Raw genomic sequence first — 18,305 nt, 5'->3', positions numbered from 1 at the left:
CTAGATCAGCCCCTCGATGGAGAGGCTGCAATAGCTGATCTGCTCGAGCGCCAGGTCGACGCTGAAGTCCTTGAAGAAGCCGTAGACGGTGAGGCTGTCGTAGCCCTCTTCGCCGATCCACAGCGCCGGCCGGGCGCGGAGGCCGGCGACCGTCCGCTGGATGCCGTCGACAGCGCGCGTCTCGATCAGCGAGCGCAGCGTCATGCGCTTCGCCCAGCTGCGCTCGACGACGGTGGTGACGCCGAAGGCATCCGTCTCCTTCCGGCTGAAGTCGGTGATCCCCACCGACGGCCCGGCTTCGGTGATGCCGAGCTCGACGACCTTGCCCACCAGCAGCGTGCCGACCGCGACCGGGCCGGAGGAATCGGCACCGGTGAGGATCACCTGCACCTGCGCGTTCGCGTAGCTCGGCAGGCCATCGATCACGAGGCTGTTCACGCGCCCCGTCTCGGCGGTGAAATAGGCATACCAGTCGGTGATCACCCCGCCCGAGGCGTTGGTGCTGCGCGTCTGGTCGAACAGTGTCGTGCCGTCGACGGTGACGATCACCCGCACGGTGTCGGCCGTCGTGTCCAGCACCGCCAGCGAGTTGGCGCGACCGGGCGCGAGCGTGACGGTGATCGAACCCCTGCCGATCGACTGGGTGCCGACCGCCTGGTCGAGCATCGCCCAGCGGTTGGTCGGGCCGATATCGGTCCAGAACGTGCTGCCGGGCACCGTCGGGTCGTTGTTGGTGTTCGCGCCGGCGTTGCTCTCGTAGATCCGGTGCGTCGCCGTCGAAATCACCTTGGCCGCGGCGGCATAGGTGGCGCCCGAGGACCAGGCGGGATAGTCGGCCTCCGCCAAAGAGCTGGAAACGAAGGTCGCGTTGGTCGCCGGGATCGGGATCAGGACCTTCATGCTGCCACCGTCGGCAGCGGCTCGTTGGCGATGATCGAGATCGCGTCTCCGCCGCTCTGTTGCGTCACATTCTCCAGCACGCGCGCCGCGCGCTCGCCGCGGCTGATGATGCCTGCGTTGCCGGCATTGTTCTCGGTGCGCAGCAGCTCGACCTTCTCGATCAGGGCCTCCAGCGTCGTCCGCAGGGTCGAGATCGCCGCCGCATTGTCGTTGGCGCTGCCGCCGGCCGCCGCCTGGGCTGTCGCCGCCGCGTTCAGCCGGGCGGTGTCTGCCTGCGCCGATGCCGCCGCGCCGAAGGCGGTGATCGCGTCATAGGTCTGCTGCAGGCTGGCGGCGGTCTGGGCTTGCACCCGGTCGAGCTCCTGCCGGCTGGTCGCCGCATCGGCCGCCGCCGAGAGCAGCGCCTGCGACAGCTGGGGCAACGACTTCGCCGCCTCCTGATCGCCGCCGCGCGCCGCCGCGGTGGCGGCATTGAACTGGCCGAGCAGGCTTGCGAAGGTGTTGGAGCCGGTGGCGTCGCTCAGCCCGCGGATGCGCTTGATCTCGTCCGTGATGCTGTCGCCCACCGCGCTCCACGCTTGGCGCAGCTCGTCGGCGGCCTTGGCGGCCTCCTGTGCGTCCTGGATGGCGTAGATCTGCAGCTGGAGCGCGCGGTTGCTGGCGTCGAGCTTGGCGAGGTCGAGCTTGCGGATCTCGTCCGTCTTGCCCTGCAGCTCGAGCAGCTGGCGCTCCAGGTCCTGCCGCTCGCTCAGCACGTCGGCCGCGCTCTTCGCGCCCGCCATCGACTGTTGGAGGTCAGCAAAGGCCGGGGCCAGCTTCAGCAGGGTCGCATAGGTCGCCTGGCCGGCGGCCGTGGTGAGGTCCTGCGCCTCCACCAGCTGGCGGAATGCAGCGAGCGACGGCGGCACGGCCAGGCCCAGGCTACCGAACACCTTCGTCAGCTGCGCCGTCTTGGCGGCAGCCTGCTCCTGCGTGCTGTAATAGGCCTCGAAGTAGGAGTTCACGGCGTCGTTCAGCGCCGAGACGCTGTCGAACTGATCGGCGAGCCCCAGCTTCGCCGCTAGGCCCATCGCCTGCGCGCTGCTGCCGAGCAGGTCGAGCGAGGTGGTCACCTGCTCCACCGTCGTCGCAACGCGGGTCAGCGTCTCGAAAGCACCTTCGCCGACGCGTTGGAACTGCGAGATCAGCGGGAAGGCGGCGGTCGCCATGTTGTCGGCGGCGGCGCCGAACACGGCGTTGAGCTTCTCCTGGATCTGCTCGCCGGTGAGGCCCTTCAGGTCGATCTTGCCGATATTCACGACGAAGCCGTTCAGCCGCTTCTGGATTTCCTCAGTGGATTCGCCGAGCGGGCCGGCGGCGGCCTTGATGGAATCGTTGAAGCTGCGCAGGATCAGCGTGAACTGGTTGGACAGGCTGGGGTCGAGCGCGCCGTATTGCGTGGAGTAGGAGCGGCCGGAGACGACGCCGAGGAACTTCTTCGTCTTGGTGATGTCCGAATAGGCCTGGCCGTTGAAACCGCCGCCCAGGATGCTCTCCAGCGACTGCGCGCCGCCATAGATGCCGCTGCCGGTCACGTCCGTGCGGGTGCCGAACAGGCCGCCGAGCAGCTTGCCGATCACGCCGCCCGCAAGCGCGCCGAGGGGGCCGAGGAGCGCGCCGCCCAACGCGGCGCCCGCAACGCCGCCGGCAGCCTTGCCGGTCGAGTTGTTGAAGCCGGTGGCCACGCCCGCGCTGGCGTTGATGTCGCCGCCGCGGACGATCACCGCCGCCACGCCGCCGATCTGGCTGTCAATCGAGCGCAGCGATTCCAGCATCTGCCGCGAGTAGACGTTGGTGAGGGTGTCAACCTGCTTGAGCTGGTCGATCGCACGCTTCACACTATCGCTCTTGGCGGTGGTGTCACCGAGCACGGTACCCGTGCCGGTGTTGGATGGTTCCGGGCGTGCGCCGCCGCCACCGAACGAGCCGCCGATGGCGATGCCCAGCGAGGCGATGGCAGCGGCCGTCGCAGCGCCGGCGGCAAGGTTGAGCGGGAAGGGCAGCGATGCGATGGCCTTCGCCACCGCCTCCACGCCATGCGCCGCCGCGCGCGCGCCGCTGCGAGCGATCGATCCGACGGTCTCTGCTGCGTCCTGCGCCATGGCGCGAACCGACAGCGCGAACTCGACGGCGCGGAACGCCTTTTCCGCCGTGGCGAGGGCCTGATAGCCAGCCGTGTTCTCGCCGAAGAAGCCCTTGGCAGCCCGGGCCATGTCACCATAGGCGCCGATCTGGAGCGTGGAGCTCTGGAGCGCGTAGCGAGCATTCTCGCGTGCGATCTTGCCCTGGTCCTTGTCCGCCTTCGTGATTTGCGCTTTGTGCTGCTCTTCCAGCCGCGTACGATCGGCGTTGAACCCGGCATATATCGTCGCGAGATCGCCGACGGCCCGGCCGGCGCTGCCGAACGCATCAGCCATGCCCTGCCCGGCGCGCTGCACGTTTCGTGCGATCAAGTCCCACTTGTCAGCTGCGAACGTCAGCAATGCGTTGTAGTCGTCCTGCGCTGCGCGGTTGCGCTCGATCTGAGCAGCTACATCGCCTTGCAGCTTCACATATGCGGCCGCCTGAGCAGGGTCGATTCCCTTCATGGTCGAAACCTCCTGCCGTCCCCGGAACTCGGCCATCTCTCTCGCGCGCGCCTCATCGGTTGCGCCGATCAGCCTCAGTTCTTCGCGCAGCTCAGCAAGTCGATCCGACCCAGTCTGCAGCCCGCTGGCGATCCTGGCGCGATCCTCCTCAGCGGTGAGACGCTGACGCTCTGCGCGCTGATCGGCCAAGGCCGCAGTCGCACGCTTTGCTTCAGTGGCAAGACCCTGCTGCTGCGCTGCCTCGGCCGCCTGAAGCAGCGGGAGGTCAGCGATCTGGTCACGCACCAGCCGCGCCGCTTCCGATGCCGGTACGGTGCCAGCGGCGACGGCCGCATTTACCTGCGCCTGTACATCGGCCTGAGCCCGCAGCGTGGCGGTGGACTTCACCGCGTCTGCGACCCGCTGGGCGATTACGAGGTTCGCCTGCCGGGCTACGAACGCGGCGACGTCGCCGTGCTCCTTGATCGCCTGGGATTCTGCCTTGACCCGCGCCTCTGCCACCAGCGCCGCACCGCCGGACTGCCCATAGGCATCGGCGAGAGCGTAGAGGTTTTTGGTCTGCGCATTGGTCGCGTCTGCCTCTCGGCCGAGACGTTCCGCCTGCGTCTCCTCGCGACGGCCGGCGGCGGCCGCGGCGCGGGAAGCTGCTGTCTGCTTCTTCTGCGCGTCCTCGGCGGCCTTCACCGCCAGCGTCGCGCTGACGAGCTTCTGGCGGTACTGGTCAACGGCAGCGCCGCCCGCCTTCACCGCCGAGGTGCCCTCCGCCTCCACGATCGCCAGCTGAGCTCGCGCCTTCTCCAGGGGCGTGGTCGCGGCGGCGAGCGCGGCCTGCCGCTTGACCGCATCTACGGAGGCATTCGCGAAAGCTTTGGTGTCGCCACCGAGGCCGCGCAGCTCCTTCGACAGCTTCTCGTTCTCGCGCTGCGCAAGGATCGCCTGCCCACCAATTCCGCTGACGTCGATGGCAACCTTCGCCAGCGAAGGACGTGCCTTTGCCAGCGTCGCCAGCCCCTCGGCGAGCTTTGCCGTATCGTTGCCGGCCGCCTTGATGACGCGCTGAACGTCGACATCGTCGGTGAAGCTGACGCCGGACGTGGTCGAGCCCGATGCGGCCTGTGAACTGCGCAGCACGGCCTGACCGGCACGGGCAAAGGCCTTCTTACGGCTCTCCGCGATATCCTTCTCGTTGGCGGCAATCTGCGCCTGCCTGGTCAAGATCGCGTTCAGAACCAGCGTCTTGTTCTGCTCCTTGAGGCGGCCGGTCGTATCATCGATGAAGTTGCCGATATCGGACTGGCGCTCCTGAAACTTCTTCATCGCCTCGGCAGCCTTTTCGGCGGCATCGTGGTTGTCGAACATGCCCTTGGTGAGCGCGCCCAGCACAAGCAGGCCGCCAGTGAGAGCGAGGCCCCAAGGCCCTAGCATGAAGCGCCCGAACTTCTCCGCCGCGCCCCCAAGGTAGATCATCTGCCCGGCAGCTTGGCCACCCTGGATGGCTAAAACGTTCAGAGCGTTCGTGCCCATCGAGATCTGTGTAAATGCGTCCTGCGCTTGCGGTGCGAGCGCGGCCATCGCAGAGCCATTGCCGCGCACGGCTCCGGCGCTGCGACCACCAGCAGCCTCGAGCCGCACCAGCTCAGCGTTCAAAGCGCGGATGCGACCGGCGAGTTCGGTAAGGCCCTGCTGCTCCGCATTAAGCGCGCGCTGCTCGGCGCGCATACTGCGGATCTCCGATGCAGTCTTGCCATAGGTCTCCGCCTGGCGCTCCAGCTGACGAGCCAGCGATTCGCCCGCTTTTTCGGCGCTCCGGGATTCCTGTGCTGCGCTCCGCAGCTCGCGTGTTGCGGCGGTGCCGAAAGCCGAGAACTGCGCGGTCGCTGCGCCGAGGTTGACCATCGAGCCAGTCGCCTTCTCGACACTCTTCGCGTCGGCGACGATCTTCGCCTCGGTGCTGTTCATCGCCTGCTGCAGATGCGCAAGGTCGTCGAACGCATTGCCCATGTCGATTGCGAAGCCGACCTCAAGAGCGGGCGAGCCGTCTTCCATGGCGACCTCCACGAAAAAAGCCCCGCCGAAGCGGGGTGCTACGATTGGCAATCGGGTGAATCTGCGCGATTCAGTCGCAGGCGTGCATGAACCCGTACGCGGCGCCGCGCAGAAGCGGATTGTTCAATTCCGCATCCGAACCCATGGGACTGTCGTCAGCCGCGATGGCTGCCTTTTCGATGTCGATATAAGCTACGAAATGCCGCCACCCAGCATGCGGGCGGTCACTTGCGGTGACCTCACCACATACCTTCTTGCCATCTGCACTCGACTTTGTGCTTCTGAAGTCGATCATCTTAGGCGCGCCTAAGTCGCGCGCAACGATCTTCTTCGCTTTCGGGATGTGGGCGTCACATCCGCCGCACATGACAAGAGGCAGCACCACGAGCGCGCGAAAGCCGTTTCCATGCGCGCATCGTACCTTCACCCGAAGATAAGCGCCAGTCCAGCCATCTCGGCCTTCTTCTCGGCCTCGGTGACCTCCCAACGCCAGGGCGGCGGGCAGTTCTCGCTCTCCGCACGCCGCTGCTCGGCGACATACTCGATCGAGAGCCGCCGGATCAGTCGGACCTCCCACGGGTGCAGGTGCACGCCGGTTTGACGCCGCCAAGCGTCAATCGTCAGCCAACTGACCGGGCCGATACCCATGCCCGCCGCTTCGTTGAGCCCGAGCTCGAGCAGCCGGTCTACGATGTGCGGGAGTGGGTTCGGCGGCATCAGCGGGTTGCGGATGCCGTTCGCCCGCATCTGTGCGGCGCGGCTGAGGGTGGGCACGGGGACGTTGGTCCGCGCCCTGCTGGCGCCCTCCGCCGGCCGCGGCACGGCGTTGAGCCATGCCATGTGCCGGACGTAGAGCACCAGCTGGCGGGTTACTTTCCCGTGAAGTTGCTCCAGTCGGTAAGGAACTTGGAGACCTGCTTGGCGATGAAACCGAGCTTGGGATCGGCGTAGACCGCCTTGAACAGCTCGGCGCCCTGCGCGTCGCCAGCGGGAGGATACGCGAAATTCTCGAAGCGCACGGTGAGCATCGCCAGATCGTCGGCGGTCTGCTGCAGCCGCTCCTCGGCGGTGGTGGCGGTGATCTCGCCGTCGTTGGCCTTCAGGCGCTTGACGGCGCGCGCCGACTGCGCGGTCTCGACAGCCGAGAATGCCTTGCTACCCGGGCTGTGCAGGATGATCTGCACCGGCTTGGTGCGCTCGGCATCCGCATAGAGCGGCTCGCCGGCGGCGTTCTTAAGATGGAGGGCGGCAGTGTCGGCGACCGCCTGGGTGGTGATATCGAACATGGGGGTAACCTCTCGCGGGATTGGTGCCCCACCTGACCCGCATCCCGCGAAAACGGGTCAGGTGGGACAGAGAGAAGACGGCGTCGCGGGCGCCCGGGGTGAAATCAGGAGCCGGCGACTTCGACCGGCTCGGTGCAGATTTCGATGGTGGGCTTCGACATGATTAGGCTGTCCACACCGCCAATATCGATCGGCATGCCGAACACACGGCCCTGGAAATACCACTTCTCGCCATTTGGCAGGGTAGCCAGGAAGCTGTAGAGCTTGTTGGTCTTATCTTTGGCCGAGATCTTCAGTAGAACCTGCCCTGCGTCCGCCCGATCGTAGTAGATCGAAGGGTTCAGTGAACCGTAATCGACGCTGCCCTTAAGCTTGTCCTTCGGGCCCTTGAGTGGGTTAGTCTCGACCTTGGAGAAGACCGGCCCGATGGGGCCAAGATTTTCCACGCCGCCGATCTCGGTCAACGTCAGCGCGGCAAAGCCGGTGGCGTCCTGGGTGGCGGGCGCGTTTGCGGAAATGGCGAGCGCCGAGCCCGCCGCAGTCATGGTCATGATGGTTCTCCTGGTGTGGCGAGCCGGCGGCGCCGGCTATTCAGCCCGGTCGGGCGGAATCAATCGGCGGTCTTGCCGCCCTTGGTATCGGTGTTGTCGGCCTGGCCGGGCTCTTCGATCAGCCCAGCGGCGCGATAATTCTCATATTCACCGGCGGTGCAGTTCGGTGCCTTGCCGGCCTCGAAATGCTTCCCGGTCCCGACGTCGTTGAAGTCCTGCTTCGCGACGCCCTTCTTGTTCGACATGGCTGTTCTCCTGGGTGGTCAGACGGTGGCGTCGTGGCTGACGCGGAGGTCCTGCACGCGCTCGAAGGCGTTGTCGGTGCCGCGGCCCTCGGGGCCCGCGCCGTCGGTGGTGATCGACACGGAAGACCCGCCGCCGATGTCGCCCGTCCGCCCCGCGCAGCAGCGCACGACCAGGCGGCGCAGCAGGCGCTGGTCGCGCAGGTTTTCCGCCCGCACGCGCACCGACACCCGTTCGACCGTCCGGACGACCGCCTCGCGGATCAGCGTCTTGCGCTCGAGCGTGGTCGTGGTGCCGATCAGGATATGCGGCAGCACCTCGCCCTCCGGCAGCGCGGCAATCTTGATCCGGTCCTCCGGCACCTTTGCGGTGATGGCGGCATCCGCGCGCAGCAGCGCGCCGACGATGTCCGCACCCTCGATGCCCTCGCTCATGCGTCGTCCTCGGGCTCGGCCGTGCCGACGATCTTGCCGCCAGCGATCCGCCTGTTGATGTACGCCTGCGCCGCCGCGATCGCCTCGCCGCCGCGCAGGTCCAGTGCCAGCCGCAGAAACGGGTGCGCCTGGGCGCCGGGATGGAACACCGTCGCGCCGACGAACTGCCCGCCGATCACCAGCGAGCCTTCCTTCGACAGCTTGTTGATCCGACCGATGCTGCGGCCCTGGCGCTGATCCTCGGCCACACGGATGAAGTGCGGCGCCGTGCCCCATTCCTGCCAGACGCCGAGCGAATAGCCCCAGCCGGGTTTCACGGTGACCTTCACTACGATGCGGCCGTCGCGCGCCGAGGTCTTCAGGACGAGATCCTCGCGGACCTCCTTCGACAGGGCCCGCGATTCGGCGTCGTCCTTCACGACCTTGCCCGCCGCGCGACCCGCGCCGCGGAGCAGCTTCGTCTCGATCTCGTTCGGCAGGGTGGCGAGGAAGCGCTTCACGTCCTCGCGCCCCTTCACCGTCACCATCAGGCCAGGTTCCCGGCCGGGCGATATTCCTCGACCATCATCTCCAGGCCTTCGCGCGTGCCCAACTCGGCGGGGCCGGAGACGATTTGCATGGTGCGGACAGGGACCTTCTTGCGTAGCAGCACCAGCCGCATGTTGGAAGCGACATCGTCGCGGTATCGGATCCGCACGCGCGCCGGACGCGCGGTGACGTTGATGCCGTCCGCCAGCTTCTCGCTGCGGCTGGGCAGAGTGTCCTGCACCTCCGCCCATACCTCCTTCACCAGTGCCCAGGTGCCCGATCCCGCGCCGTCCAAGCTGGTGTCCGCCACCGGCCGCTCGATCCGCACCCGGCGGTTCAGCTTGGACGGGTCGAACACGTCCGCCATCAGATCGCGACCTGCGTCAGCCGGACGAGCAAGCGCTCAGCCGCGCGCACCGCATTGTCGTATGCTCCAGCCCGCTCGTCGAGCATGCCCCCGACCAGCACGATGATGGCCTCGACCATGGCGTGCGGCGCTTCGCCGGCATCATAGCCAGCCGTGTAGGCGACGGTGACACCCCCGCCTGGGCGAAGTGCGGGCCAGCCGCCGGCGGGCGGATAGATGCGCACGGGGCTGGGCCCGATCGAATAGGCGGCGTCGGAGATCGTCGCCGGGCCATCCGCTCCGTCGTAGGCGATCGAGACGAGAGACACGACTGGGCGGCTGTAGAGGGTGAGATAGGTTCCCCAGGCGCGGAAGTGCTGCACCAGCGTGCGCTGCGCGACGATCCGGTCGGTATAATCTTCCACCCACTCGCGCGCCGCGCTGATCTTCTGCGCGATCAGGTCGTCTTCCTCGTCCTCCTCGATCTTGCAGTGCAGGCGCACCTGCTCGACGGTGACGGGCTCGACGATCGGCAGGTCTGCGGGCGGGCCATCGTCGACAAGCGCGGCATATGCGGCAACGACCTGCGCGTCCGTCGCGGTGTCGTCGAGGCCGACGATCGCGCGCATCTCGGCGAGGGTCATTCGATCACCTGAAAGCGCGCGACGTACATGGGGCCATCTGCTTCCTTGGTGGTGGTGAGCAGGACCGGCTTGCCGTCCAGCAGCCCCCCCCTTGACGGTCTCGGGGCGCGCCGAGGATCGGTTGGGCACGAACGTTGCTCGATTGCCCTGCACGCCGGCGATGCCCTCAAACACGCCTGCGATCTCCAGCCGGACGCGGCTGCCGTTGTCGACGTTCACAGCTGACGCACCGTCAGCACGGCCGTGCGCTCATAGCGCTTCGCTGGCGCGCTGCTGGTCACCACGCGTACGGTGATCGCGACCTGCACGCCTGCCGCGGCGAACGCCGCCGATTCCCATGCCGACTGGTCGACCAGGAACCAAAGCTGGATCTTGTCGCCGGCGATATCGATGATCGGGGCATAGGCGGCGGCCGTGTCGACCGAGATCCCGAGCAGCGCCGCCGAGGAGGAAACCTTGATCGCGTCGATGCTGGCGATCGTCTCGCCCTCGTCGAGCAGGTCCTTGAAGCTGATAGCATAGGGCGCATGGTCGCCGGGATCATAGGGCTGCGACCAGGTGACGGCGCCCAGCGGGATATTGTTGGGGCGCGACGCCGTCGGCTGGATGATTGCCATGCTCGCCGTGCGGTCCGGCGTGGCGATCACTGGGCCGATACCGGCCCCCGAAGGAGCAGAGAGCAAGCCGAGGACGATCAGGTGCGTCAGCATGGCGCGAACCTCCTATCAGCCTGGGATGATGCGGACCGCCGGGAGCAGGTCGGACGTGGAACCCGGCGTGATCGCCGCGCGGGCGATCAGCACCGCATAGAGGGTGGTGCCGGCCGGAAGGCGGAACGGCAGTCCTACGGCGAGGTTCTGCGCCAGCGCCGCGGCGCCCAGGGCGGTCCAATCGGTGAGGTGGATCACGCCGACCACCTTATCGAGGTCTGCGGCGGCGATGGTGGGCGCCGCCTTGTCGGTTAGCGTCGACGCGGTCGGGTCGGCAGAGAAGATGAGGATGTCGATGGCGGCCGTGGTCGCGGTCTTCGACAAAATGCTCGCTGCCTGGATCAGACCTGCACCGGCGGCCACGCGCGTGGCATTCGGCAGCGTGAACTTGGCGCCGATCACCTGCCCGGCGGCATATGCGGAGGCGCTGACCGCCGGCGGCGCGGCGGGCGCGCTCTGCAGCACGTCGCCACCGATCTTGCCCATGTAGTTTTCGCCCGCAGGCGTTGCCGCGAGAACGCCGTCGGCGATCGTCTTGAGGCGGCCCAGCACCGAAAAAGCCGTCGGGGTCGCGGTGACCAGGCCGAAGAGATCGGCGCCCGCGCTGTCGGCAACCAGGTTCCACGGGTAGAGGACGCCGGCAGCACCGATGTCCTTGGCGGCCAGCGTCTTCCCGTCCGCGACGGGCGTGGTGATGTTGTCGGCCATGGTCAGTTCGCCTTCTTCGCGCCCTGCTGCCGCTTGGGCAACTGAACCGCGTTATCCGGGCTGGCGACGGTGTAGTCGGCGGGACTTTCCTGCGGCGCGGCGCCGAAGGTGTGCTGCACGGCCAGCTCGCGCTCGGCGGGCTCTTCGCCGGGCAGGCAGAGTGCACCGGACTTCAGCAGCGGCAGCGCCTCGGCCTCGGTCAGCTCGCGCGTATCGCCGCGCTCGAAGCTCTCGGCGCCGCACTGCATAGAGCGCCGCACCTCATACTTGATCTTCTTGTCGGACATCGGACGATGCTCCCGTTGCCGGGGCAGGCGCATGGCCCGCCCCGGTCAGGTGGTTCAGGCGTTCGCGAACGCGCCGTCGACAAAGGCTTCCGGGCGATACGTGGTCAGCGCCAGGCGCTCCTCGGCGAGGATGGTGACCATGTTCTTGCGGAAGTTGTCGCCGTCCTCGGTGGAGACCATCACGCCCGACTGCTCGCGGTCGAACAGCTGCGCGCCCATTTTCCACGCGCCGATGGTGAACTCGCCGACGGTCTGGGCCATCGACGGCACCACCGGCAGGCCCCACAGCGTGGGGGCGAGCGTGCCCTGCGGGTTGCCGATGAGGTAGCGACCCTCGCCGTCCTTCATCATCTCGATGATGGCCCAGTCGATCGGGTGCAGCACCTGCCCATCGGCCGGGTACAGCGCCAGCGCGACCTGAAGCTGGCCGATGCGCAGCTTGTCGATCATCGACGGCGTCGCGAAGCCGGTCAGGCCGGCGGGTACCGCATAGTCGGACGCCTGGGGCTTGATGCCGAGCAGGTTCTGGCCGGTGCCATCGCCCTTCAGCAGCTGCACGTCCTCGACGAACGCCAGGCCGTAGCGGAGGCGATTGTCGATCATGGAGCGCAGGCCCGGCGCATCGGAGAGGATTTCTGCCGACGCCAGGAACCAGTGCGCGATCTTGCGCACGGGAGCATTCCGCAGATCCAGCTTCAGGGTCGATTCGGGCTTCAGCGTGCCCTCCGCGACCATGCCGGCGTTGTTGGTGAAGCCGGTTTCCTGGACATATTCGATCGAGCTGGACGCGGTCTGGCCCGGCGCGATCAGGTTGCGGATGGTGAGCTGCCGGTTCGGCAGCATCTGCATCGGCGACTGCACGCGGTCCGGACGGACCATGTCGCCGGCCGAGCCGTTGGCGTCGGTGGTCAGCGAGGTGATCGCCTTGACCTCGATACCGACATTCTGGCCCTGTCGGGCACCGTTCGCGAAGGCCGACTTGTACTCGTCGCTCTCGACATACTGCTCGCCGATGCTCTGCTGGCGCTCGTCACCGCCGCCGCGGCGCGCGGCCTTCTGCTCGAGCGTGTCGAGCAGGCCCTTCAGCTCGTTCATGCCGGTGAGCGCCTGATCGGCGACCTCCTTGGCCTTCTCGGCCATGGGGATGCCCTTCGCAGCCTCGGCGAGCGCCTTTTCGGCGATCTCCTTGACCTCGTCGTGCTTCTTCTCGAACAGCTGCTTGGTCTCGGCGGCCAGTTCGGCGACCGTCTTGCCGCCGTGATCGTCCGGCGCGCGCATGTAGCGCCCGCGGGCACGTTCGGCAGGCGTCATCGCACCGAGCAGCGCCCGCGCGCTGCTCGAAATCATGAATTTACGCATGGAATGTGTTCCGTCTGGGAGGGGCGACGCCTTCTGGCGCTTGAGCCCGGTGGAGTTAGGAGCGCAGAGCCTCGAAGAAGCTGCGCGCTTGGTCGCTCGCCGTGCCGCCAGGCTCCCCCTGGCCTCCTTTGAGGTTGAGACGCACGGCGCGCTCAGCCTCTGCATTGGAGAGGTCGAAGCTCTTCTTGAGCAGCCCCTCCCATTCACGTTCCGTCAGCCGTTCCCCGGCTGCCAAGCGGTCGCGAAGATCTCCGATGTCCTTGACGCTGATGACCCGCGCCCGATCGTTCATCGGGATCGTCACCAGCGAGATTTCGTGCAGCGCCACCTCGATCAGCTGGCGCGTCTTGGCCTCCATCCGCTGCTTCAGCGTCTTGAAGCCCATCGACAGGCCGCCGATCGCACCGTCCTTCGTCAGCCCGTAGGCTTCCTTGCCGGTCGGAGACGACATGGCGAACTTGCCCTTCACGAGCAGGCCTTCAGAGGTCTCCTGCCAGCTGTTCCACACGCCGGCGGGGCGCTTCTGGTCGTGATAGAGGAGCATCGGCAGCGACTTCCGGCCCGCCAGCGACGCGGTGATCGCGCCCGGCATGACCTGGTCGCCGCCATGGTCGACATTGCCATAGCCGATTGCCAGCCCCTCGACAGTGCCGTCGTCGCCGATCGACTTGGTGTCGAGCTCAAAATCGAGTTCGTTCACTGGACACCTCCCGCGACCAGGCTTTGCACCGAGCCGTCGTCCTCATGCTCCTTCAGGCAGCGCGGACGGGGCACGCCTGCCTGCGACTGCCCGGCGAGGATCTCGTCGGCGGTCATGATCTGGGTACCGGCAACCTGCATCTGGGCACGATGCGCGGCGAGGCGGGGATCTTCGGTCACTGTGCCGGCTCCTTCGTGTTGGCGATCGCCGCGGCGAGCGGGATGTCCTGCATCTGCGCGAGGATGACGTCGCCGCCGGGAACGGGGCCGAGCCCTTCCAGCGCGCGCACCTCGTTGACGGTCATGAATTGCTTCATCAGATCGTAGAAGCGCGCCCGTCCTTCGGAATCAGCGCGGAGGAAGCCTTCGAGATTGAACTCGATCGACACCCCGTTCGCGCGATCTGCGGCGCTGAGCAGCTGCTTCTCCAGCGCGCCCTCGATGCGCTTGAGCCGCTTCCGCATCTTGAATTTGAGCAGCGACAGCGTCTGATCGCCGATGCTGCTGCCGAGCTTCGTGTTGCCGGCCGTGTGGCCGACGAGATGCGGATCCACCTCGAAAACGCGGCAGATATCCTCGACGCTGAACTGCCGGCTTTCCAGCATCTGCGCGTCCTCGGGGCTGAGCGACAGCGCCTGCCAGGTCAGACCATTGTCGAGCAGCATGGGACGACCGCTGTTCGCGGCGCCGACGAACTTCTCGCGCAGCAGATCCTCGAGCTCCCGGCGCTGCTCCCCCTTCAGCGGCTTGTCGGTCGAAAGCGTGCCAGACGGGCGCGCTCCATTGGCGAACATGGCGCGGGCAGCGCGATCGGCGGCCGAGGCTGCCGCGAAGGTGCGGCGGCACACGGCAAGCGGCGAGAGACCGCCGAGCGGGTCACCACCGAAGCCCCGGATATGGAGCACCTCCTCCTGCCCCACGACGCGATCCGTGCCGTCATCGGTCCAGGCGTAGCGCAGATCGCCGCTCGGCAGCCGCGTCACCCGCACGAGATCCGGGCGGATGGGCGTGAGCGACACGATCTTGCCGTCGAAGCGCTTCGCGACCTCCGCATAGGCGTTGCCGCGCAGCTCAATCGACGCGACCATGAACTCCCAGAAGTCGAACGCTGACTGGTCGTAGTTCGGGCTGTCGTGAAGCACCGAGTAGAGCGGGTGGTCGGTTGCCTCTACGGCCACGCCCCCGGGGCCCTTGCGATAGACGGTCACCGGCAGGCCGGCGATGTTGCCGGCCCAGAAGTTGACGCATGCCCAGGTCGCCGACAGCCCGAGGAACGACGTGCCATTCTCCTGGTCGCCGGCGCGCTCGGTCGTGATCGTGCCCGTTCGGACGTTATCACCGTCCTGCGCGCCGGGCTCCCAGCCGAGGGCAGAGAGGATGCTACCCCAGAAGCTCATGCGGCGAGGCTCTTGATCCACTCGTCGACGCCATCGTCTTCGGAGGGGAGCAGCATCGGGGCGATAGCGTTGAGCATGGCATCCACCCCGTCGATCTTGTTGGCGCTGTTCGCCGTTTCCTTCTTCGGCAGGATGCTGCCGTCGGTCCGGCGATCCACCACGGCATTCCCCACCATCCACGTCAGGACCGGGTTGCCGTCATGCCGCAGACGAGCGGGGCCGGACTTCACCCGCGCCTCGATCGCCCTGGCCGGATCGGTGTAGTTGCGCGCATTCTTCGCCATCTGAAGGCCGAATGGATTGTCCGGCTCCCCGAACTCCTCATTGAGCCGGACAGCCATGGCGAGGCCGCTGTTCCACTGGTCGAACGTGACCTTGCGCGCGGCGAGCTGCGCCTTCAGTTCGCGGATCTGGGCCTCAATGGTGTTGTGATCGATGAAGTCGCCGGGCGTGGCGGTCAGGTGCCCACTGGCAACCCACCGCTTGTAGAGCTCCGTGATCTGCTTGACCGAGGTGTCGACGCTCTGCAGCCGCGCCTCGGGCACGTAGAACCACGGTTTGACGAGCAGCCGGCCGCCCTTGTCGACCGCCGCCAGCACCAGCGCCGACAAGTCGTCAACATTCGAAAGGTCGGCGCCGATGTAGCAGTCGAGCCCGGCGAAATCGTCGAGCGTCAGGCTAGCGTCTCCGCAGAGGTTCCACTGGGTGACGTTCAGCCAGGCGGATAGCGCGCCGATCCAGATGTTGAGGCGCTTCGTCTTGAACTCGCCCTCGGCGGCCGGGTTCGACTTGGCCTCGATCGCGTACTGCCGGAGCTCGGAAAGCTGCACCGCGGCGCCGAGCAGCGGGTTCGCCTTGCACCACTTCGTCTCGTCGAACGGGTCGTCGCCCACCTTCCGGCCGTCGCCATAATCCTCGGCGCGGTCCAGGGTGAAGATGATCACGAAATAGTGGTCGGCAACGATTGTGCCTTCGAGCACCTTGGTAGCGAATGCCCGCTCCTCATAGCAGGGCCCGTTGATGTCCGATCCCGCAGTCGTGATGATCCACATCAGCGGCTGCTTGCGGGCGCCGAATGCTGACCGCATGACGTTGAACAGCCCTCGATCCTTGTGGGCGTGGAACTCGTCGAGCGTCACCAGGTGCGGGTTGTGGCCGTCCTGGCTCTTCGATTTCGCGTGAAGCGGCTGCATGTAGCCGCCATTATCCTTGCACTCGATCGACTTGGCCCAGGCGATCAGAGAGAACGCCTCCTGAAGGTCCGGCGTCTTCTCCACCATGCGCTTGGCCGGGTGGAAGACCTTCTTCGCCTGGTCGAACGTCGTCGCGACGGTGAGCACCTGCGGCCCAGTCTCATTCTCGCACGCGAGGCAATAGAGCGAGACGCCGGCGGTCTTGGTCGACTTCGCGTTCTTCCGCGCGACCTCCTCGTAGACCATGGTGAAGCGGCGGAGCCCGCTTCCCTTCCGCCGCCAGCCGAAAACCGTGCTCAGGATGAAGATCTGCGCGGGCTCGAGGTCGATTTTACCGCATCGATCGCTGTGAATGTCGTCGGCAGCGCACGGGCAGGTGCACCAGTTGCCCTCGATATGGGGCAATTTCTCGATGACATCGCAGATATCGTTGCCGTGCCAGGGGTCGAAATAGAACTCGAACGCCTTGGTTTTCGACCGTTTCAGGTCGTCCAGGTGCCGCTGGGCGGCCAGTCGAACCCATTTGCAATGCGATTGCTGCCGCTTGTCGGCCGCCGCGGCGCGCGCATAGCCGAGCGCGATCTCGCTATAGTTGCGGTCGTGCTCGGTCGGCTCGAATGTGAGCGCCGGCTTAGCTCCGCGCCCGCGCGCCGTTTCGCGCGAAGACGTTCCGGTTTTTGATCGGGTCATCGCCCACCTTGCCGACCCGGCTTTTCCGACCCGCGATGCCCAGCAGCTCCGCATATTGGCGCAGTACCGTCAGGTACGCGGCCGGCGGCGGCTCGCCAGCCTCGGCGAATGCCTCGCGCACCAAGGCCTCGAGCGAGCAGTAGCGGGCGAACAGGGAGCTATCGATTTCGGCGATGCCCGCCGCCATCACGCGGCCGAGCTCTTCCTGCCAGACGTCGATAGCGCCAGCGGTCAGATAATCCGGCATCGCCGGGGGATCGCCCGGCACGAGAACTTCGGTTTTCCCGGCATCGCGGAACGGCCGGAGGGTCCCGGCGGCCGCTTTCTCTGCCGGCGCTTTAGCCTTCGGCCCGCGCTTCATCGTGGCCTCCGAAATTTAATTCGGCCCGAAAGTTTAATTCGGGCGCGTGAAAAAAGGCCCCGTGTGCGGTACGGGCGGCGGCAGGGTGACAGCTTTTGACACCCCCCCACCCTGCGGTGGTCAGAGCGGCGGCGGCGCCTCATAGGTGAACACGTCGTTGTCGAGCGGGCGCAGGGCGAACCGCTGATAAGCCCAGCCCATCGAGGTCGGGTTGAAGCAGAGGTCGAGGCATCCCGCGGCGGCCGCCTTAAACTCCACCGTGCTTCGGAGGGGATCGCAAACAGCGACAGCGGCCAGGTCGTCCAAGGTCGACAGGTCGACACCGGTAATCACCTTGACCGCTTCCTCGCCCGGGCACTCTCGCGCGCCGTCTTCGCCTTGCTGCATGGTGAGCAGAGCCCCTGATAGTTGTCGCGATCGTCCGTGCCGCCTTCTGCTTTCGGTCGGATGTGATCGGCGATCGTGCTCGGCACATACTGTGGCGGCTCCTTGCCCAGACAGGCGCGGCAGAGCGGCTCCTCGTTCAGCACGATGCGGCGCATTGCCTCGTGCTCCCGGCCGTAGCCGCGCTCGTGCCTGCTCTTTCGGCGATCCCAGTTGCTGATGGTGCGTGCGGGCTGCGGCAGCAGTTGAGGCGGACGGTTAGGCATGAAGGTACCATCCAAAGAAAGAACGTTTTCACCCGCGTCACGAGCCACTTAGGCTATTCGAACAGCCTTGCGCCTTCTGTTCATGATATGCTCCATGGGCGGCCCATTGAAGCTTGAGCGATCACCCGCATGACCCTTGAAAATCTACACAATCGTGCGGACGAAGCGTCCGTGCTTCTCAAGCTGCTCTCAGGCCACCATCGCCTAACTCTGTTGGTCGCGTTGCTTGACGGCGAGACCTCGGTCAGGCGCCTGGCCGAGAACGTCAAGAAGCCGGAAACCGGTGTTTCGCAGCAGCTTGCGCTCCTTCGCTCGGCAGGCCTCGTCTCCAAAAGACGAGATGGTCAGCGGCGGCTCTACTCCATCTCCAACCCAGCGGCAGAAGGGCTAATGCAAGCAGCGTTGGCAATGCAGTTCGAGCGGACAGAGAACGAACCTATGACTCTGTCTGACTAGCTCTATCTCGCCCGCCGAGACCCTGAGGATTGGTGCAGCAAGAGCGTCGGCGCAACAATGCACCGGAAAGAGAAACGGCTCGGAGCCTAAGCCGCCGAGCCGATTGTAGGCGCAGTCCGCCAACCTCTTTTTCATGCGCTATGTGGGAGGGAATGTCAAGCTGACGGGAGCATCTTTCGCTAGGCAAGTG

Annotated in this window: 23 protein-coding genes; 1 reads left to right on the top strand and 22 read right to left on the bottom strand. The window is 66.4% G+C overall.

Translation table 11 applies throughout. The features are described from left to right. The 22 genes from BM009_RS19930 to BM009_RS19825 all read right to left on the bottom strand — a co-directional run bounded on the left by BM009_RS19930 (position 1) and on the right by BM009_RS19825 (position 17,707). On the bottom strand, positions 1-900 hold the full coding sequence (locus BM009_RS19930; protein ID WP_093298855.1) for a hypothetical protein: 900 nt from the start codon (positions 898-900) through the stop codon (positions 1-3). Continuing rightward, complete coding sequence (locus BM009_RS19925; RefSeq protein ID WP_093298854.1) at positions 897-5,573, bottom strand: coiled-coil domain-containing protein; 4,677 nt, start codon at positions 5,571-5,573, stop codon at positions 897-899. The genes BM009_RS19930 and BM009_RS19925 overlap by 4 nt, the downstream gene beginning before the upstream one ends. A 70-nt stretch (positions 5,574-5,643) precedes the next feature. Next, positions 5,644-5,868 (bottom strand): hypothetical protein, encoded by a 225-nt coding sequence (locus BM009_RS19920; protein WP_139216688.1) that lies wholly within the window; start codon positions 5,866-5,868, stop codon positions 5,644-5,646. 128 nt (positions 5,869-5,996) lie between these two features. Next, on the bottom strand, positions 5,997-6,413 hold the full coding sequence (locus BM009_RS19915; protein WP_254772375.1) for a phage tail assembly chaperone: 417 nt from the start codon (positions 6,411-6,413) through the stop codon (positions 5,997-5,999). 29 nt (positions 6,414-6,442) lie between these two features. After that, positions 6,443-6,859 carry a hypothetical protein gene (locus tag BM009_RS19910; protein ID WP_093298852.1) on the bottom strand — a complete coding sequence of 139 codons (417 nt, stop codon included), beginning with the start codon at positions 6,857-6,859 and terminating at the stop codon, positions 6,443-6,445. Positions 6,860-6,963: 104 nt separating this feature from the next. Then, positions 6,964-7,410 carry a hypothetical protein gene (locus tag BM009_RS19905; RefSeq protein WP_254772374.1) on the bottom strand — a complete coding sequence of 149 codons (447 nt, stop codon included), beginning with the start codon at positions 7,408-7,410 and terminating at the stop codon, positions 6,964-6,966. Positions 7,411-7,469: 59 nt separating this feature from the next. Then, a complete protein-coding gene (locus tag BM009_RS19900; RefSeq protein WP_093298850.1) occupies positions 7,470-7,655 on the bottom strand; it encodes a hypothetical protein in 186 nt (61 codons plus the stop codon). A gap of 18 nt (positions 7,656-7,673) precedes the next feature. Next, entirely contained in the window at positions 7,674-8,087 is a 414-nt protein-coding gene (locus BM009_RS19895; RefSeq protein WP_093298849.1) for a tail completion protein gp17, read from the bottom strand. Next, positions 8,084-8,614: a hypothetical protein gene (locus BM009_RS19890; protein ID WP_093298848.1), complete on the bottom strand. Its 531-nt coding sequence runs from the start codon at positions 8,612-8,614 to the stop codon at positions 8,084-8,086. The genes BM009_RS19895 and BM009_RS19890 overlap by 4 nt, the downstream gene beginning before the upstream one ends. Further along, positions 8,614-8,982 carry a phage head closure protein gene (locus tag BM009_RS19885; RefSeq protein WP_093298847.1) on the bottom strand — a complete coding sequence of 123 codons (369 nt, stop codon included), beginning with the start codon at positions 8,980-8,982 and terminating at the stop codon, positions 8,614-8,616. Before BM009_RS19885 ends, BM009_RS19890 begins: the two co-directional genes overlap by 1 nt. Further along, positions 8,982-9,605, bottom strand: coding sequence for a head-tail connector protein (locus BM009_RS19880; RefSeq protein WP_093298845.1), 624 nt, complete (start codon positions 9,603-9,605; stop codon positions 8,982-8,984). Before BM009_RS19880 ends, BM009_RS19885 begins: the two co-directional genes overlap by 1 nt. Before the next feature lie 215 nt (positions 9,606-9,820). Continuing rightward, a complete protein-coding gene (locus tag BM009_RS19875) occupies positions 9,821-10,315 on the bottom strand; it encodes a hypothetical protein (protein WP_093298843.1) in 495 nt (164 codons plus the stop codon). Between the two features lie 15 nt (positions 10,316-10,330). After that, a complete protein-coding gene (locus tag BM009_RS19870) occupies positions 10,331-11,023 on the bottom strand; it encodes a hypothetical protein (RefSeq protein WP_093298842.1) in 693 nt (230 codons plus the stop codon). Between the two features lie 2 nt (positions 11,024-11,025). Beyond that, the gene (locus tag BM009_RS19865; RefSeq protein ID WP_093298841.1) at positions 11,026-11,310 is read right to left on the bottom strand and encodes a hypothetical protein; all 285 of its coding nucleotides are present in this window, start codon (positions 11,308-11,310) and stop codon (positions 11,026-11,028) included. 54 nt (positions 11,311-11,364) lie between these two features. Next, a complete protein-coding gene (locus BM009_RS19860; RefSeq protein WP_093298839.1) occupies positions 11,365-12,669 on the bottom strand; it encodes a phage major capsid protein in 1,305 nt (434 codons plus the stop codon). A gap of 55 nt (positions 12,670-12,724) precedes the next feature. Further along, positions 12,725-13,369, bottom strand: a complete 645-nt coding sequence (locus BM009_RS19855) for an HK97 family phage prohead protease (protein WP_093298837.1) — start codon at positions 13,367-13,369, stop codon at positions 12,725-12,727. After that, a complete protein-coding gene (locus BM009_RS19850; protein WP_093298835.1) occupies positions 13,366-13,548 on the bottom strand; it encodes a hypothetical protein in 183 nt (60 codons plus the stop codon). The genes BM009_RS19855 and BM009_RS19850 overlap by 4 nt, the downstream gene beginning before the upstream one ends. Then, entirely contained in the window at positions 13,545-14,765 is a 1,221-nt protein-coding gene (locus tag BM009_RS19845; protein WP_093298834.1) for a phage portal protein, read from the bottom strand. Before BM009_RS19845 ends, BM009_RS19850 begins: the two co-directional genes overlap by 4 nt. Beyond that, positions 14,762-16,648, bottom strand: coding sequence for a terminase large subunit (locus BM009_RS19840; protein ID WP_093298832.1), 1,887 nt, complete (start codon positions 16,646-16,648; stop codon positions 14,762-14,764). Before BM009_RS19840 ends, BM009_RS19845 begins: the two co-directional genes overlap by 4 nt. Further along, positions 16,590-17,009: a hypothetical protein gene (locus BM009_RS19835; protein WP_093298831.1), complete on the bottom strand. Its 420-nt coding sequence runs from the start codon at positions 17,007-17,009 to the stop codon at positions 16,590-16,592. Before BM009_RS19835 ends, BM009_RS19840 begins: the two co-directional genes overlap by 59 nt. Before the next feature lie 120 nt (positions 17,010-17,129). Next, positions 17,130-17,342, bottom strand: a complete 213-nt coding sequence (locus BM009_RS19830; RefSeq protein WP_093298829.1) for a hypothetical protein — start codon at positions 17,340-17,342, stop codon at positions 17,130-17,132. Beyond that, the gene (locus BM009_RS19825; protein ID WP_254772373.1) at positions 17,339-17,707 is read right to left on the bottom strand and encodes an HNH endonuclease; all 369 of its coding nucleotides are present in this window, start codon (positions 17,705-17,707) and stop codon (positions 17,339-17,341) included. Before BM009_RS19825 ends, BM009_RS19830 begins: the two co-directional genes overlap by 4 nt. Before the next feature lie 81 nt (positions 17,708-17,788). On the opposite strand from BM009_RS19825, the gene BM009_RS19820 reads away from it, so the two are divergent. After that, positions 17,789-18,115 (top strand): ArsR/SmtB family transcription factor, encoded by a 327-nt coding sequence (locus tag BM009_RS19820; protein WP_093298827.1) that lies wholly within the window; start codon positions 17,789-17,791, stop codon positions 18,113-18,115. The last annotated feature ends 190 nt before the right edge of the window (positions 18,116-18,305 follow it).

It is taken from the genome of Sphingomonas sp. NFR04, from assembly GCF_900114095.1.
Classification (GTDB): Bacteria; Pseudomonadota; Alphaproteobacteria; order Sphingomonadales; family Sphingomonadaceae; genus Sphingomonas.
The sequence above is the reverse complement of the archived record's forward strand: the minus strand, read 5'-3'. Positions and strand labels throughout refer to the sequence as shown.

Bases quoted from the DNA above. Each gene is read 5' to 3' on its own strand.
- BM009_RS19930 (WP_093298855.1), bottom strand. From the start codon at position 900: ATGAAGGTCCTGATCCCGATCCCGGCGACCAACGCGACCTTCGTTTCC.
- BM009_RS19925 (WP_093298854.1), bottom strand. From the start codon at position 5,573: ATGGAAGACGGCTCGCCCGCTCTTGAGGTCGGCTTCGCAATCGACATG.
- BM009_RS19920 (WP_139216688.1), bottom strand. From the start codon at position 5,868: ATGATCGACTTCAGAAGCACAAAGTCGAGTGCAGATGGCAAGAAGGTA.
- BM009_RS19915 (WP_254772375.1), bottom strand. From the start codon at position 6,413: ATGGCATGGCTCAACGCCGTGCCGCGGCCGGCGGAGGGCGCCAGCAGG.
- BM009_RS19910 (WP_093298852.1), bottom strand. From the start codon at position 6,859: ATGTTCGATATCACCACCCAGGCGGTCGCCGACACTGCCGCCCTCCAT.
- BM009_RS19905 (WP_254772374.1), bottom strand. From the start codon at position 7,410: ATGACCATGACTGCGGCGGGCTCGGCGCTCGCCATTTCCGCAAACGCG.
- BM009_RS19900 (WP_093298850.1), bottom strand. From the start codon at position 7,655: ATGTCGAACAAGAAGGGCGTCGCGAAGCAGGACTTCAACGACGTCGGG.
- BM009_RS19895 (WP_093298849.1), bottom strand. From the start codon at position 8,087: ATGAGCGAGGGCATCGAGGGTGCGGACATCGTCGGCGCGCTGCTGCGC.
- BM009_RS19890 (WP_093298848.1), bottom strand. From the start codon at position 8,614: ATGGTGACGGTGAAGGGGCGCGAGGACGTGAAGCGCTTCCTCGCCACC.
- BM009_RS19885 (WP_093298847.1), bottom strand. From the start codon at position 8,982: ATGGCGGACGTGTTCGACCCGTCCAAGCTGAACCGCCGGGTGCGGATC.
- BM009_RS19880 (WP_093298845.1), bottom strand. From the start codon at position 9,605: ATGACCCTCGCCGAGATGCGCGCGATCGTCGGCCTCGACGACACCGCG.
- BM009_RS19875 (WP_093298843.1), bottom strand. From the start codon at position 10,315: ATGCTGACGCACCTGATCGTCCTCGGCTTGCTCTCTGCTCCTTCGGGG.
- BM009_RS19870 (WP_093298842.1), bottom strand. From the start codon at position 11,023: ATGGCCGACAACATCACCACGCCCGTCGCGGACGGGAAGACGCTGGCC.
- BM009_RS19865 (WP_093298841.1), bottom strand. From the start codon at position 11,310: ATGTCCGACAAGAAGATCAAGTATGAGGTGCGGCGCTCTATGCAGTGC.
- BM009_RS19860 (WP_093298839.1), bottom strand. From the start codon at position 12,669: ATGCGTAAATTCATGATTTCGAGCAGCGCGCGGGCGCTGCTCGGTGCG.
- BM009_RS19845 (WP_093298834.1), bottom strand. From the start codon at position 14,765: ATGAGCTTCTGGGGTAGCATCCTCTCTGCCCTCGGCTGGGAGCCCGGC.
- BM009_RS19840 (WP_093298832.1), bottom strand. From the start codon at position 16,648: ATGACCCGATCAAAAACCGGAACGTCTTCGCGCGAAACGGCGCGCGGG.
- BM009_RS19835 (WP_093298831.1), bottom strand. From the start codon at position 17,009: ATGAAGCGCGGGCCGAAGGCTAAAGCGCCGGCAGAGAAAGCGGCCGCC.
- BM009_RS19820 (WP_093298827.1), top strand. From the start codon at position 17,789: ATGACCCTTGAAAATCTACACAATCGTGCGGACGAAGCGTCCGTGCTT.